This is a genomic window from Brevundimonas naejangsanensis (assembly GCF_003627995.1).
GTDB classification, from domain to species: Bacteria; Pseudomonadota; Alphaproteobacteria; order Caulobacterales; family Caulobacteraceae; genus Brevundimonas; species Brevundimonas naejangsanensis_B.
The window spans coordinates 2,596,480-2,610,629 of record NZ_CP032707.1 but is presented as its reverse complement, the minus strand read 5'-3'; the positions used below and the strand labels follow the sequence as shown (position 1 = coordinate 2,610,629).

Here is a 14,150-nt window from a genome sequence, read left to right as displayed (position 1 = left end):
GTCAGTCGGCGTCCAGGGCGGCGGCGGGGATGATAGTCACGCTCTCGCCGCAGCCGCAGGCGTCGGTCTCGTTCGGATTGCGGAAGACGAATTTGGACGACAGCTTGGTCGTCTCATAGTCGATCTCGCTGCCGATCAGGAACAGCACCGCCTTGGGGTCGATCAGGATGGTGACGCCCTTGTCCTCGACCACCTCGTCCAGCGGCTGGATCTCCTCGGCATAGGCGAAGATGTACTCCTGCCCGGCGCAGCCGCCGTTCTTCACGCCGACGCGCAAGGCGACATAGTCCTTCTCGGCGTTGGCCATGATCTCGCGCACGCGCGCAGCGGCGGCGTCCGTCAGGGTCACCGCCTTGGGCCGGGGGCGTCGGGGTCGGGTCGTGGTCTGAAGCTCGGTCATCAGGGCCTCCTCAGAACATGTTCAGGGCCAGCTTGGCCTCGTCGCTCATCTTGGAGGCGTCCCACGGCGGATCGAACACCAGATTGGCCTTGGCGCTGCGCACGCCCTCGACCTTCTTCACCGCGTCCTCGACCCAGCCCGGCATTTCGCCGGCCACGGGACAGCCGGGCGCCGTCAGAGTCATCTCGACCAGGACGTCGCGGTCGTCGGACACGTCGACCTTGTAGATCAGGCCCAACTCATAGATGTCGACCGGGATTTCCGGATCGTACACCGTCTTCAGCGCCTCGATCAGGTCGTCCGTCAGCTTGTCCAGCTCAGCCTGGGACAGGGCGCTCTTCTGCGGCTCGTCCCAGCTGGCGGCGAAGGCGTCGCTGTCGCTGATCGCGTTGTCGGTCTTGGCGTCCATACTCGTCACACGAAGAAGTTGCGCGCCTTGATCAGCGCGTCCACGAAGGCGTCTGTATCCTCCATGGTGTTATATAGGGCGAAGGAGGCGCGCGTGCTCGAGGTCACGCCCAGTCTTTTCGCCAGGGGCTCGGCGCAGTGCAGCCCGGCCCGAACGGCGACGCCGTAACGATCCATGATCTGAGCCACATCATGAGCATGGGCGCCCTCGACGGCGAAGGTCAGCAAAGCGCCCTTCCCTTCCGCCTGCCCCAGGATGCGCAGCCAGTCATGCTCGGCCAGACGCTCGACTGCGTGGCGATACAGGGCCTTTTCGTGCGCCTGAACGGCGGCGGGATCATACTGCGACAGCCATTCAATCGCCGCTCCCAGGCCAATCGCCTCAAGGATCGGCGGCGTCCCGGCCTCGAACCGATGCGGGGGGTTGGCGTAGGTGACGCGCTCCTTCTCGACCGTCTCGATCATCTCGCCGCCGCCCTGATACGGCGGCAGAGCGTCCAGCGCCTCGGCCGTGCCGTAAAGGACGCCGATGCCGGTGGGGGCGAACAGCTTGTGCCCGGTCAGGACATAGTAGTCGCAGCCGATGGCCTGAACGTCCGGCGCGGCATGAACCGCGCCCTGGCAGCCGTCGATCAGCACTCGCGCCCCGGCCGCGTGGGCCAGGCGGGTGATCTCGGCGACCGGATTGATGGTGCCCAGCACGTTCGACATGTGGGTGACGGCGACCAGCCTGGTCTTCGGCCCCAGCAGGGCGGCGAAGGCCTCCATGTCCAGCGAGCCGTCGTCCTTGATCGGCGCCCATTTCAGCACCGCCCCGCGCCGCTCGCGCAGGATGTGCCAAGGCACGATGTTGGAGTGGTGCTCCATTTCGGTGACAATGATCTCGTCGCCCGGCTGGATCGACAGGCCGACGCCGTTGGCGACCAGATTGATCGCCTCGGTCCCGCCCTTGGTCCAGACGATGGTCTCGGGCGACGGGGCGTTCAGGAAGCGGGCGACGATCTCTCGCGCGCGCTCATAGGCCTCGGTCGCCTCGTTCGACAGGGTGTGCAGGCCCCGGTGAACGTTGGCGTAGCTGCCTTCCATCGACGCGACCAGGGCGGCGATCACCGCGCGCGGTTTCTGAGCCGAGGCGGCACTGTCCAAATAGACCAGCGGCCTGCCGTTGACCTGACGCGACAGGATCGGAAACTGCGCGCGGGCGGCATAGGGGTCGAACCCTGTCACGGATGCGTTGGTCACAGGCGAGCCGTCAGCCATTCCCGCACCACCTCTCTGGCGCCTTCATGCTCGATGCGGTCGACGACCTCGATCAGGAAGGCCTGGGTCAGCAGGGCGCGAGCCTCGTCAGCCGAGATGCCGCGCTGCTGCATGTAGAACAGGGCGCTTTCGTCCAGCGTCCCGACGGTGGCGCCGTGGGCGCACTGCACCTCGTCGGCGTAGATGATCAGCTCGGGCTTCACGTCGATCTCGCCGCGCTCGGACGTGATCAGGCCATGGTGGCCCATGCGGGCGTCCGTGTCGTCGGCGCCCTGCTGGACCAGGATCTTGCCCTGGAAGACGCCGCGCGCCTCGCCGCGGACCACGCCCTTGATCAGTTGGCTGGTCGTGCCGTTCGGCGCGACGTGGTCGATCACGGAGGTCAGGTCGGCGTGGCGCGAGCCGCCGAGCAGATAGATGCCGTCCACGCGCGCGTCCGCGCCCTCGGCGCCGTGGCGCAGGCGGGTCTCCTGGCGCTGCAGCTTGGCGCCGGTGGCGACGATGGTCTGGCGATAGCGTCCGCCGGCCGCCAGCCGCACCTCGGCCTCGGCCACCGAGATGGAGTCGGCGGGTTCATCGGTCAGGACAATGCGCGTCACCTCGGCGTCGGTGGCGACGTCGATCTCGACCTTGTTGTGAGCGACATAGGCCGAGCCCTTGCCCTCGTGCGTCTCCAGCAGCAGCAGGCGCGCGCCCGGACGGGCGGCGATGCGGGCCGATGCGGTGTGACCCGTGCCCACGGCGTCGGAGATGAAGCGCAGGCGCAGGGTCTGGTCGCCCGAAGCGATGAAGTCCGTCACCCCGACCGGACGCCCGTTGGCGAAGACGATTGCATCGCCTCCCAGGTCGTAGAACGGCCCCGGCGCGTCGACGACCGCCGTGCCCGACGGTTCAGGCGCTTCACGAAGAAAGCGCTTCAGGTCACTGTATTTCCATTCCTCGACCCGCCGCGAGGGGAAGGTGGCGGCGTTGCGCAGATCAAGCGCGCTCATGCCCTTCTCCCCTTGTGGGAGAAGGTGGCAGCCGAAGGCTGACGGATGAGGGGTCGCGCCGACCCAACCGTCACTGTCATCGAACCACGTCCTTCAAGCTCAGAGAAACCCCTCATCCGAGCGGCTCCGCCGCCCACCTTCTCCCACAAGGGGAGAAGGATGCTCACGCCGCCTCCGGCAGGAACTTGTCGTAGCCCTCAGCCTCAAGCTCCAGCGCCAGCTCCGGTCCGCCCGAGGCGACGATGCGGCCGCCGGCCAGGACGTGCACCCGGTCCGGTTTGATGTAGTCCAGCAGGCGCTGATAGTGGGTGATCACCAGCATCGACCGTTCCGGGCTGCGCATGGCGTTCACGCCGTCGGCGACGATGCGCAAGGCGTCGATATCGAGGCCCGAGTCCGTCTCGTCCAGGATCAGCAGCGACGGCTCCAGCAGGGCCATCTGCAGGATCTCCATCCGCTTCTTCTCGCCGCCGGAGAAGCCGACGTTTAGCGGGCGCTTCAGCATGTCGAAGTCCATCTTCAGCGACTGCGACGCCGCCTTGACCAGCTTCAGGAAGGCGGGGGCAGAGACCTCCTCCTCGCCGCGCGCGCGCTTCTGGGCATTCAGCGCCGTTCGGATAAAGGTCATGGCCGGAACGCCTGGGATCTCGATCGGATACTGGAACGACAGGAACAGGCCCGCCGCCGCGCGCTCGGCCGGATCAAGGTCCAGCAGGTCCCGGCCGTTCCACGAGGCGGAACCGTCCGTCACCTCATAGCCGGGGCGGCCGGAGAGGCTGTAGCCCAGCGTCGACTTGCCCGCCCCGTTCGGCCCCATGACCGCATGGACTTCGCCGGCGGGCACTTCGAGCGTCAGACCCTTGAGGATCGGCTTGTCGGCGACAGAGACGTGGAGATTATTGATCTTAAGCATTGTTTTTCTTCTTCAACTCACTCAGCCGACCGAGCCTTCGAGGCTGATCGCCACCAGCTTCTGGGCCTCGACGGCGAACTCCATCGGCAGTTCCTGCAGGACGTCGCGGACGAAGCCGTTGACCAGCAGGGCCACGGCTTCCTCTTCCGACAGGCCGCGCTGCTGGGCGTAGAAGAGCTGGGCTTCGGACAGGCGGGTTGTGGTCGCCTCATGCTCCAGCTGGGCCGAGCCGTTGCGGACCTCGATGTAGGGGATGGTGTGGGCGCCGCACTCCTTGCCGATCAGCAGGCTGTCGCACTGGGTGAAGTTGCGCACGCCCGTCGCCTTGGGGTGGATCGACACCAGGCCGCGATAGGTCGAGTCCGACTTACCGGCCGAAACCGTCTTGGCGATGATGCGGCTGCGGCTGTTCTTGCCCAGGTGGATCATCTTGGTGCCGGTGTCGGCCTGCTGGTGGCCGTTGGTGATGGCGATGGAATAGAACTCGCCCGAGCTTTCCTCGCCCTTGAGGATGCAGGACGGGTATTTCCAGGTGACGGCCGAGCCGGTCTCGACCTGGGTCCAGGACACCTTGGAGCGGTCGCCGCGGCAGTCGGCCCGCTTCGTGACGAAGTTGTAGATGCCGCCCTTGCCCTCGGCGTCGCCGGGATACCAGTTCTGGACGGTCGAGTATTTCACCTCGGCGTCGTCCAGGGCGACGATCTCCACGACCGCCGCGTGCAGCTGGTTCTCGTCGCGCATCGGCGCGGTGCAGCCTTCCAGATAGGAGACGTAGCTGCCCTTGTCGGCGATGATCAGGGTGCGCTCGAACTGGCCGGTCTGGCTGGCGTTGATGCGGAAATAGGTCGACAGCTCCATCGGGCAGCGCACGCCCGGCGGGATGTACACGAAGCTGCCGTCGGAAAAGACCGCGCTGTTCAGGGCCGCGAAATAGTTGTCGCTGACCGGAACGACCGTGCCGAGATACTGACGCACCAGATCAGGATATTCGCGCAAGGCCTCGGAAATCGGCATGAAAATCACGCCATGCTTGGCCAATTCCTCCTTGAAGGTGGTGACCACGCTGACGCTGTCGAACACGGCGTCCACGGCATAACGCGGCGCGCCCTCGACCCCGGCCAGGACTTCCTGCTCCTTCAGCGGGATGCCCAGCTTTTCATAGACGGCCAGCAGTTCGGGATCGACTTCGTCCAGCGACTTCGGCCCCTCCTTCTTCACCGGCGCGGCGTAGTAGTAGAGGTCCTGATAGTCGACGGGCTCGTATTTCACCGCCGCCCAGGTCGGCTCCTCCATCGCCAGCCAGCGCTCATAGGCGGCCAGGCGCCACTCCAGCATCCACTCCGGCTCGCCCTTCTTTTCGGAGATGAAGCGGACGATGTCGGGGCTGAGGCCCTTGGGCGCGAACTCCTGCTCGACGTCCGTGCTGAAGCCGTACTTGTACCGCTCCAGCTCCGCGACCGTATCGATTGTTTCCTGAACGATAGCCATAAGTTACGCGACTTCCTTCGCGCGCTCTTGCAAACGCGTCTTGTGCTTGTCCCAGGCCGCGACCCAGGCGTCGGCGAACCGGGCCCAGTCGGCCTCGGTCGTGCCCCAGCCGCCGGAGACGCGCACGCCCCCGGTCGCCAGGTGATGCAGGCCCATGGCGCTGATCGCCTTGGACGGCTTGACCTTGCCCGACGAGCAGGCCGAACCGGCCGAGACCATGACCCCGACCAGGTCGAGGGTGATCAGCTGCTGCGGGCTGTCCCAGCCTTCGACGGCCATGAACAGGGTGTTGGGCAAGCGCGGAACCGCGCCGCCGATGATCGTCGCGCCCGCCGCCTTGACCTTGGCCTCGGCCGCGTCGCGCCAGGCGACGTGGGCCATGGCGGCGTCCAGGTCGCGGGCGGCGCAGTCGGCGGCGACGCCGAAGCCGGCGATGCCCGGCACGTTCTCGGTCCCGGCGCGCAGGCCGCGCTCCTGCCCGGCCCCGTGCAGGATGCGCACGGCCGAGACGCCGTCCTTCAGCACCAGGGCACCCACGCCCTGGGGTCCGCCCAGCTTGTGCGCCGAGAGAGTCAGGCTGTCCGCGCCCAGGGCGCGCATGGTCACGGGAATCTTGCCCGCCGACTGGATGGCGTCGACGTGCAGCCAGCCGCCCGCCGCATGCACCAGCTTCGCCGCCTCGGCGATGGGCTGGATCACGCCGCTTTCATTGTTGGCATGGTGGATGGCGACGACCGCGCGGCCCGGACGGGCCAGGGCCTCAGCCAGCCAGGCTAGGTCGACCACGCCATCGGCGTCCACCGGCAGAACCTCGACCGGCGCGCCGCTGACGGCGGCGGCCTCGGCCACGCAGGGGTGTTCGGTCGCCCCGACGATCAACCGTTCGCAACCCGCGGCCAGGGCGCTGTGGATCGCTTGGGCGTTGGACTCGGTCCCGCCCGAAGAGAAGATGATCGCCGTCGGATCGGCGCCGACCAGATCGGCCACCTGGGCGCGGGCCGTCTCGATGCGCGCGCGGGCGCGGCGGCCCGCAGCGTGGACGGCCGAAGGATTGCCGTTATCGGCCAGGGCCTTGGCCATGATCTCCTGAACTTCAGGACGAACCAGGCCCGAGGCGTTGTAATCCAGATAGACGCTCACGCCATGGCCTCCAGAGGTTGGGCGTTCTGAGGGCTCATCCGAGCGCGCCCCGTGCGCCGTTCGATCACATCGGCCAGGCTGACGCCGGCCAGATAGCGGTGGATTTCCTGACCCAGGTCTTCCCACAGGTCGTGAGTGATGCAGCGCTCGCCGCCCATCATGCAGCCGCGCGGTCCTCCATGAGAGGCGCAGCGGGTCGCACGGATCGGCTCGTCCACGGCCAGGACGATCTCGGCCACGACGGTCTCGCCCGGCGCCTTGGCCAGCCGATAGCCGCCGCCCGGACCGCGCACGCTCTTGACCAGGCCGCCCTTGCGCAGCCGCGCGAACAACTGCTCCAGATAGGACAGGGAGATTTCCTGGCGGGTGGCGATTTCAGCCAGGGACACGGCGCGACCCGAGCCGTTTTTCGCCAGATCGGCCATCGCCATCACGGCGTAACGTCCCTTTGTCGACAGGCGCATCCCAGTAACCTCAAAATTCTAACGCTTTTCGGGGCGGCCATGCTAAGACCCCCGGCCTCGCTGGCGAGTGCGTCGCGCACCGGGGACTTAGAAAGTCCTACCTCCTCGGTCAAGTATTATCCGCCCGGCGAAACCTCTATTGATTGTAGGGACCGCGATCCATGCCTGAAGTCATCCTGCCCGGCGCCGCTGGCCGCATCGAAGGCCGTTATTCGCCCGGCAAGCGCCCCGATGCGCCGATCGCCCTGATCCTGCACCCCCACCCCAAGGCGGGCGGTCACATGAACAACCCCGTCACCCTGACGCTGCACCAGCTGTTCGTGCAACGCGGCTTCGCCACCCTGCGCTACAACAGCCGCGGCGTGGGCAAGTCGCAGGGCGAGTTCGACAGCGGCATCGGCGAACTGGCCGATGCGGCCACGGCCCTGGACTGGCTGCAGGCCAATAACCCCGCCGCCACCCAGACCTGGGTCGCGGGCTATCAGTTCGGCGCCTACATCGGCATGCAACTGCTGATGCGCCGCCCCGAGACCGACGGCTTCATCTCGGTGTCGCCGCCGTCGAACATCTACGACTTCAGCTTCCTGGCCCCCTGCCCGGCCTCGGGCCTGTTCCTGCACGGAACGGCCGACACCGTGGTGCCGCCGGCCGAGGTCGAGCGCGTGGTCAACAAGCTGCGCACCCAGAAGGGCATCGTCATCGACTATGAGCTGGAGGAAGGCGCCAGCCACTTCTGGCAGGACCACATCGACGCCGTCGAGCGCCGCGTCGGCGCCTATCTGGACAAGCGCCTGGCTGAAAAGCCGGCCTGACGCTCCCCAGGATCAGCGCGGAGGCCCCGCCTCCGCGCGCGTCCGCCACAGGGACCACAGGATGCCCGCCGTCAGGATCGCCGCCGTCACCGACAGGGAGACGACGGGCGGGACTTTCTCAATGCCGATCAGGGGCGCGGCGAACACCTTGCCCCCGATGAAGATCAGCAGGATCGCCAGCGCCTGCTTCAGATAGGCGAAGCGGTGGATCACCGCCGCCAGGGCGAAATAGAGCGCCCTCAGCCCCAAGATGGCGAAGATGTTGGACGTGTAGACGACGTAGGCGTCCGTCGTGATGGCGAAGACCGCCGGCACGGAGTCCACCGCGAAGATCACGTCCGCGATCTCGATCGTCACGAGGGCCAGGAACAGCGGCGTCGCGTGCAGCCTGGCTTCGCCCGAGCGGCCAGGCGACCTGACGAAGAAGGCGTGGCCGTGCAGCTCATTCGTCACCCGCATCCGACGGCGGAACCACTTCAGCAGACGATTGTCCGTGATGTCAGTCTCTTCCCCGCGCGCGAAGAACATCTTCACGCCCGTCAGGATCAGGAACCCCGCGAACAGATACAGCACCCAGTGATAGCGCCCGATCAGCGCCGCCCCGCCGCCGATCATCACCGCCCGCAACACGATCACGCCCAGCACGCCCCAGAACAGCACCCGGTGCTGATAGAGGCGCGGGACGGAGAAGGCGCTGAAAATCAGGGCGATGACAAAGACATTGTCCATCGCCAGGCTTTTCTCGACGGCATAGGCGGTCAGGTATTCGACGGCGCTGTCCGCGCCCAACTGCGCCCACACGACCCCGCCGAACGCCAGGGCCACGGTGATGTAGAAGGCGGACAGCGCCAGGCTTTCCCGCACGCCGATCTCGTGATCCTTGCGGTTCAGCACGCCGAGATCCAGCGCCAGCAGCGCCAGAACCGCCAGAAGGAAGCCACCCCACATCCAGGCCGGCTTGCTCATCCACTCCAGAAACAACCACTCCATCGACGCCTTCGCGAGTCGGTTTCAACGACGCGGCCGACATCGCGATACATGGTCGCCAGAGGGGCCCGGTCCGCTGGTGCCCAACGCTTGGCGGCGACGGACGTTGCTCAATCTTCGCGACAGGGAGGATAGGCGCTGAACCGCGCCTCATACTGCGCCAGCGTGTGCGGAAAGCCCGCCTCGGCCCTGCGTCGATCGGCGTTCTCGGGGTCTTCCAGGTTGTCGTAATCGATGACCCAGCGCGAGCCCTTGCAGATCATCTGCGTACCGTACCGTTGTGGACGACCTTCGTTCACGGCCAGACGATCGTACATCAAGCCGAACTGCGTCGCCTCGACCTCGCCCGCCGCCGCCAGAGGCTCGAGAACAGGCACAAAACGCCGCCATTGCTCGATGTCCGAGTGCTGGATGATCAGGAAGGCCGCATTCGCCGCCTCCCATCCATATCGGCTCCGCAGGAACCAGCCCTCGGGCGGCAGCATCTGCAGCAGCTCCGCCAGCAAGGCGTCGTCCAGCGCCATCACCGGCGCCCAGACGGCGCTCGTCGTCGCAGGCTGTTCGCGTTCCGGCAGGCTGCTGACATCGACAGCGACCGCCACCCGGCGGCCGACCTGATCCAGCTCGCCCATGCGCTCCAGCCGCTGCGCATCGGAAGCAGGCGCCGGCAGCGCCGCCTGGCGCGCCCTTTCCTGATCGATCGCATCTTGAACCGACGCGATCATGGCGCGGGCCTCTGCGCTCAACTCGACGGGCGCTTCAGCGGCTTGCGGCTGAGCGAACAGAAACAGTGCGGCGATCCATGCGGTCATGCGGCCCTCCCTGACAGGATGTGGGCCGCAGATTCAGTCCGAATTACGGCGTTCTTCAGTGCTCGCCTTCGGCGGCGGCCTCGGCGGCGGGGCGGTGGGCGCGGACGCACCAGACGACGCTGACGATCATCAGGATCATGGCGACGACCTCGACCACGGTCGGGCCGCGCCGCTCCCAGATGAAGCCGTAGATGAAGGCGAACAGGGTCTCGGACACGATCATCTGGCCCAGCATGGTCAGGGGCAGCAGGCGGCTGGCCTGGTTCCAGAAGGCGTTGCCTATGACGGAGGCGAAGATCGCCACGCCCGCGCTGACGACGATCAGACGCAGCCAGGCCGCGTCCGTCATGCCGTCCAGCATGAACAGCGACGGGATCACCAGGACCAGAGCCAGCCCTCCGGTGACCACGCCGGTCAGCAGCGACCACTCATGCGGGGTGACGTTCGGCAGGCGCCCCATCCAGCGGCTGTTGCCGACAGCGAAGGCGGTCCAGGACAGCAGGGCCGCCAGGGCGCACCCCAGACCGATCAGCGTGGCCGTGCCGCTCTGCGCCGCCGCGCCGCCGCCCTGACTGAGCGACTGCCACCCGATCAGGCCGACCGCGAGCGCCGCCACGGCGATGGGCGGCGCGACGCGCGACAGGGGCGGCGAATCCTTGTCCCGCAGCCCCCACAAGGCCACCACCACGGGCACCATGCCGACGATCAGGGCCGAGGCCGCGACGCCTGCGTAGTGGACGCTGACAACCAGAAAGGCGAAATAGACCAGATTGCCGGCCAGGCTCAGCCAGACCAGCGCGCCCCACGCCTTGCGCGTCAGGGCGGCCGTCACGCGCCGCCAGCGCGGCGCGATCAGCAGAACCGCGATCAGGCCGTAGGCGAGGTAACGTCCCGCCGTCAGCAGCAGGGGCGAGGCCTCGGGCACGACCTTGGGCGCCAGGAAGACCAGCCCCCACAGAGCGCCCGCCGCCAGACCGCTGGCGACGCCCCAGAAACGCGATGAAGCCGCCATTATTCTGCTCCCAGCTCGACGATACGGCCGCCGGTCATCGGCGCCGGAACGCCGGTCGTACCGGGGAAGCTGATCGGCAGGCCCAAACGGCAGCGGGCGGCCAGAAAGGCGAAGGCTTCGGCCTCGATGGAGTCGCCGCGCCAGCCCTTGTTCTCCGCCGTCGAGACGGGGACGCCGACACGCTCGCGAATGGCGGCCAGCAGCACGGGGTTGTGACGACCGCCGCCGCAAACGACGATCTCCTTCGGCTGCTCCGAACAGCGGGCGACGCCCAGCGCCACGGCCTGAGCCGCAAAGGCGGTCAGGGTGGCGGCGGCGTCTTCCAGCGACAGATCCGCCACCGGGTCCAGCGAGAAGTCGAAACGATCCAGCGACTTCGGGCCGCTCGCCGCGAAATAGGGATGGGCCAGATAGGTGTCGAGCACGGCCTGATCGACCGTTCCTGCCGCCGCCAGACGGCCGCCCTCGTCCATCCGCTTCTTCATGCGCGACTGAACCAGCAGATCGACCATGCCGTTGGCCGGGCCGGTGTCGAACGCCTCCAGCTCGCCGTCGGCGCGGATCAGGGTGATGTTGCCGACCCCGCCGAGGTTCAGGACCGCGACCGGCCCCTGCATCCCGGCCTTTCGGGCCAGCGCCGCGTGATAGACGGGCGCCAGGGGCGCGCCCTGCCCGCCCGCCGCCACGTCCGCGCTGCGGAAATCATAGGCGACCGGCACGCCCAGGCCCTCGGCCACACTGACGGCGTCGATCAGTTGCACCGTGCGGCCGGGCCGCTCGGGCGTCGGCGCCTCGTGCAGCACGGTCTGGCCGTGGACGCCGATCAGGTCCAGAGCGCTGGACTTCACCCCGTTCACCGCCATGAAGCCGAGAGCGGCGGCCAGGTGGGCGTCGGCCACGGCCATGCGGGCGTCCTCGAAGCTGTCGGGTTCCTCTTCGTCGCGTTCCCAGTCGAAGGCGTCCTCGATGGCCTCCTCGACGACGGCGCGGGTCTCGGCGTCCAGCTTCATCTCCCCGGCCGGGCCGAAGGACAGGATGTCGTGGCCGTCGGTCTCGATCACCGCCATGTCCACGGCGTCGAGCGAGGTGCCGGTCATGAAGCCGAGCACGCGCAGGGTCTTTTTCGGGGAGGTCGTCATGGCGGGTTGACTGCCACGTCAGGCGCGACGTAGCTAGCGCCCATGATCGCCGCCCGCGCCATTTCCGGCCTGTACTACCGTTCGCTGAGCTAGCGAGCGGCCGCGATCTCGTGCCGCCTTCGCTGGCGGCGCGACTTCCCGAAAGGAAGACGGCCGCCAGCATCCCTGCTACGGAGCCGTCCATGACCGACCAAGCCTTCAAGTCCGACTTCCTCAAGACCCTGCAATCGCGCGGCTACATCCACCAGGTGACCCACCCGGTGGAGCTGGACGAGGCCGCCTCGAGCGGGATCGTGACGGCCTACATCGGCTTCGACGCCACGGCGCCGTCCCTGCACGTCGGCAGCCTGATCCAGATCATGATGCTGCGTCGCCTGCAGCAGGCCGGTCACAAGCCCATCGTCCTGATGGGCGGCGGCACGACCAAGGTCGGCGACCCGACCGGCAAGGACGCCTCGCGCCCGCAGCTGACCGACGAGACAATCCAGGCCAACATCGACGGCATCCAGAAGGTCTTCGCCCGCTTCCTGACCTTCGGCGACGGCCCGACCGACGCGGTCATGGTCAACAATGACGAGTGGCTGTCGAAGTTCGGCTACATCCAGTTCCTGCGCGACTTCGGCACGCACTTCACCGTCAACCGGATGCTGAGCTTCGACTCGGTCAAGCTGCGTCTCGAGCGCGAGCAGCCGATGACCTTCCTCGAGTTCAACTACATGCTGATGCAGTCGGTGGACTTCCTGGAGCTGAACCGCTCGCTGGGCGTGACGCTGCAAATGGGCGGCTCGGACCAGTGGGGCAACATCACCTCGGGCGTCGACCTGGTGCGTCGCGTGGACCACAAGGCCGCCTTCGGCCTGACCACGCCGCTGCTGACGACCGCTTCGGGCGGCAAGATGGGCAAGACGGCCCAGGGCGCGGTGTGGCTGAACGCCGACCAGTTGAGCCCTTACGACTACTGGCAGTTCTGGCGTAACGCCGAGGACGCCGACGTCGGCCGTTTCATGCGCCTGTTCACCGACCTGCCCCTGGACCAGATCGCCCTTTACGAGGCCATGGAAGGAGCCGGGATCAACGAGGCCAAGAAGGCCCTGGCCGACGCCGCCACCTCGATGCTGCACGGCTCGGAAGCGGCTCAAGCCGCGCGCGCCGCCGCCGAGGCCGCCTTCGAAAAGGGCCAACTGTCAGCCGACCTGCCGACGGTCGAACTGCCCCGCGACGAGGTGATCGGCGCCATGATCGCGGCCGTGACCACCAAGGCCGGCCTCAGCGCCTCCAATGGCGAGGCGCGCCGCCTGGCCCAGGGCGGCGGCCTGCGCCTGAACGACGCGGTGGTCAACGACGGGGCGCGCCTGATCGAAGAGGCGGACCTGAACGCGGACGGCGTGCTGAAGCTGGGCGCGGGCAAGAAGAAGATCGTTCTGGTCAAGCCGGTCTAAGCCCCCCTTCTTCCGCTCATCCCCGCGCACGCGGGGATCCAGATGGAGCGTGCTCGACTGTGGCCTTCTACGTCTACATCGTAGCCAGTCGACGGAACGGCACGCTCTACATCGGCTCGACCGACGACCTCATCGCGCGCATCAGCCAGCACAAGGCAGGCTCGTTCGGCGGCTTCACGGCCCAGCATGGCGTGACCTGCCTGGTCTGGTTCGAAGCGCATGGCTCACGCGAAGAAGCCTTCCAACGCGAGCGGCAGTTGAAGAAATGGAAGCGGCGCTGGAAGCTGCAACTGATTGAAGAGACCAATCCAGAATGGCTCGACCTGTTTGACAGCATACGACTGGGCGGCCTCAAGGATGCATCGGACTGGGTCCCCGCGTGCGCGGGGACGAGCGGAAAAGAAAGAGACCCAGAGTGACGCACATCACCGACAACACCCCTGCCCCCGCCTTCGAGCTGGCGACGGACAATGGCGGCCGCGTGTCGCTGGACGGGCTGAAGGGGAAGACAGTCGTCCTCTACTTCTATCCCAAGGCCGACACGCCGGGCTGCACGACCGAGGGGCTCGACTTCTCGGCCCTGGCCGACCGGTTCGCGGCGGCGAACGCCGTGGTGATCGGCGTGTCGCGCGATGCGGTGAAGAAGCTGGACCGATTCAAGGCCAAGCATGATCTGAAGGTCGTGCTCGGCTCGGACGAGGACGGCGTGGTCACCGAAGCCTGGGGCGTGTGGGTGCCGAAGAAGCTCTATGGCCGCGAATACATGGGCATCGAGCGCGCCACCTTTCTGATCGACGGCCAGGGCGTGGTCCGCCACGCCTGGAGAAACGTCAAGGTGAAGGGTCACGCCGAAGAGGTGCTGGCCGCCGCCGAAGCGCTCTGAT

The 14,150-nt window shown here is 67.2% G+C and carries 16 protein-coding genes; 4 read left to right on the top strand and 12 right to left on the bottom strand.

The genetic code is table 11. From position 1 onward, the window contains the following. Position 1: 1 nt before the first annotated feature. The 8 genes from D8I30_RS12295 to D8I30_RS12260 all read right to left on the bottom strand — a co-directional run bounded on the left by D8I30_RS12295 (position 2) and on the right by D8I30_RS12260 (position 7,065). Positions 2-400 carry a HesB/IscA family protein gene (locus tag D8I30_RS12295; protein ID WP_121483000.1) on the bottom strand — a complete coding sequence of 133 codons (399 nt, stop codon included), beginning with the start codon at positions 398-400 and terminating at the stop codon, positions 2-4. Between the two features lie 10 nt (positions 401-410). Next, complete coding sequence (locus D8I30_RS12290) at positions 411-809, bottom strand: SUF system Fe-S cluster assembly protein (RefSeq protein WP_121482999.1); 399 nt, start codon at positions 807-809, stop codon at positions 411-413. A 5-nt stretch (positions 810-814) separates the two neighbouring features. Next, positions 815-2,068 (bottom strand): aminotransferase class V-fold PLP-dependent enzyme, encoded by a 1,254-nt coding sequence (locus D8I30_RS12285; RefSeq protein ID WP_121482998.1) that lies wholly within the window; start codon positions 2,066-2,068, stop codon positions 815-817. Further along, positions 2,047-3,060 carry a Fe-S cluster assembly protein SufD gene (sufD, locus tag D8I30_RS12280; RefSeq protein ID WP_121482997.1) on the bottom strand — a complete coding sequence of 338 codons (1,014 nt, stop codon included), beginning with the start codon at positions 3,058-3,060 and terminating at the stop codon, positions 2,047-2,049. The genes D8I30_RS12285 and sufD overlap by 22 nt, the downstream gene beginning before the upstream one ends. A 163-nt stretch (positions 3,061-3,223) precedes the next feature. Next, positions 3,224-3,973: a Fe-S cluster assembly ATPase SufC gene (sufC, locus tag D8I30_RS12275; protein ID WP_121482996.1), complete on the bottom strand. Its 750-nt coding sequence runs from the start codon at positions 3,971-3,973 to the stop codon at positions 3,224-3,226. 21 nt (positions 3,974-3,994) lie between these two features. Continuing rightward, on the bottom strand, positions 3,995-5,461 hold the full coding sequence (gene sufB, locus D8I30_RS12270) for a Fe-S cluster assembly protein SufB (protein ID WP_121482995.1): 1,467 nt from the start codon (positions 5,459-5,461) through the stop codon (positions 3,995-3,997). Between the two features lie 3 nt (positions 5,462-5,464). Continuing rightward, positions 5,465-6,601 (bottom strand): cysteine desulfurase family protein, encoded by a 1,137-nt coding sequence (locus D8I30_RS12265; RefSeq protein ID WP_121482994.1) that lies wholly within the window; start codon positions 6,599-6,601, stop codon positions 5,465-5,467. Further along, a complete protein-coding gene (locus D8I30_RS12260; protein WP_121482993.1) occupies positions 6,598-7,065 on the bottom strand; it encodes an Rrf2 family transcriptional regulator in 468 nt (155 codons plus the stop codon). Before D8I30_RS12260 ends, D8I30_RS12265 begins: the two co-directional genes overlap by 4 nt. Before the next feature lie 161 nt (positions 7,066-7,226). On the opposite strand from D8I30_RS12260, the gene D8I30_RS12255 reads away from it, so the two are divergent. Continuing rightward, a complete protein-coding gene (locus tag D8I30_RS12255) occupies positions 7,227-7,877 on the top strand; it encodes an alpha/beta hydrolase (protein WP_121482992.1) in 651 nt (216 codons plus the stop codon). Between the two features lie 12 nt (positions 7,878-7,889). Here the strand turns inward: D8I30_RS12255 and D8I30_RS12250 are convergent, their stop codons facing one another. The 4 genes from D8I30_RS12250 to D8I30_RS12235 form a co-directional block, all read right to left on the bottom strand. After that, the gene (locus D8I30_RS12250; protein WP_121482991.1) at positions 7,890-8,867 is read right to left on the bottom strand and encodes a TerC family protein; all 978 of its coding nucleotides are present in this window, start codon (positions 8,865-8,867) and stop codon (positions 7,890-7,892) included. 107 nt (positions 8,868-8,974) lie between these two features. Next, on the bottom strand, positions 8,975-9,676 hold the full coding sequence (locus D8I30_RS12245) for a DUF6624 domain-containing protein (RefSeq protein ID WP_121482990.1): 702 nt from the start codon (positions 9,674-9,676) through the stop codon (positions 8,975-8,977). Positions 9,677-9,731: 55 nt separating this feature from the next. After that, positions 9,732-10,688: a DMT family transporter gene (locus D8I30_RS12240; protein ID WP_121482989.1), complete on the bottom strand. Its 957-nt coding sequence runs from the start codon at positions 10,686-10,688 to the stop codon at positions 9,732-9,734. Then, positions 10,688-11,827 (bottom strand): anhydro-N-acetylmuramic acid kinase, encoded by a 1,140-nt coding sequence (locus D8I30_RS12235; RefSeq protein WP_121482988.1) that lies wholly within the window; start codon positions 11,825-11,827, stop codon positions 10,688-10,690. Before D8I30_RS12235 ends, D8I30_RS12240 begins: the two co-directional genes overlap by 1 nt. Before the next feature lie 182 nt (positions 11,828-12,009). On the opposite strand from D8I30_RS12235, the gene tyrS reads away from it, so the two are divergent. The 3 genes from tyrS to D8I30_RS12220 are packed head-to-tail and all read left to right on the top strand — an operon-like array spanning position 12,010 to position 14,149. Beyond that, complete coding sequence (gene tyrS, locus D8I30_RS12230) at positions 12,010-13,266, top strand: tyrosine--tRNA ligase (RefSeq protein ID WP_121482987.1); 1,257 nt, start codon at positions 12,010-12,012, stop codon at positions 13,264-13,266. Between the two features lie 59 nt (positions 13,267-13,325). After that, a complete protein-coding gene (locus D8I30_RS12225; protein WP_121482986.1) occupies positions 13,326-13,685 on the top strand; it encodes a GIY-YIG nuclease family protein in 360 nt (119 codons plus the stop codon). Next, positions 13,682-14,149: a peroxiredoxin gene (locus tag D8I30_RS12220; protein WP_121482985.1), complete on the top strand. Its 468-nt coding sequence runs from the start codon at positions 13,682-13,684 to the stop codon at positions 14,147-14,149. Before D8I30_RS12225 ends, D8I30_RS12220 begins: the two co-directional genes overlap by 4 nt. Position 14,150: the final 1 nt, after the last annotated feature.